The organism is Streptomyces sp. NPDC006265 (assembly GCF_040613555.1).
Taxonomy (GTDB): domain Bacteria; phylum Actinomycetota; class Actinomycetes; order Streptomycetales; family Streptomycetaceae; genus Streptomyces.
In genome coordinates, this window is sequence record NZ_JBEXSH010001132.1 from 2,057 (window position 1) to 2,397 (window position 341).

Sequence of the window (341 nt, forward strand, 5' to 3'; positions counted from 1 at the left end):
TCCAGCCTCCACGGCGAGCGAGTCGGCGCCCTGGCCCGCGGCGAATCCTGCGGCCGCGACGGCCGGGTCACCGCCACCGGCTCCGGGCAGGGTCTGTACCCGCAGGGCCTCGTCGGGACGCTCCTGCATGGGGCGGTCGGCCGCCGTGACGGCACTGACCAGGAGGTCGTGCTCCTCGGTCCTGCCCAGCAGCAGAACGGCGCCCTGCGGGGCGGCGCCCGCGAGATAACGCACGTTGGCGGGGCGGGAGACCAGCGCCGCCGCGCTGCCGCCCGCGTTGCAGTATTCCCTCAGACGCGTCCGGCGGGCCGCGTACACCTCTGACATGACCCGAGCGTATG

The 341-nt window shown here is 74.8% G+C and carries 1 protein-coding gene; it reads right to left on the bottom strand.

The genetic code is table 11. The annotated features are described in order from the left end of the window. Nucleotides 1–327 (bottom strand): aminopeptidase P family N-terminal domain-containing protein (locus tag ABZ281_RS46145; protein WP_356664463.1); only part of this gene is annotated, 327 nt, incomplete at its 3' end. Nucleotides 328–341 lie beyond the last annotated feature (14 nt).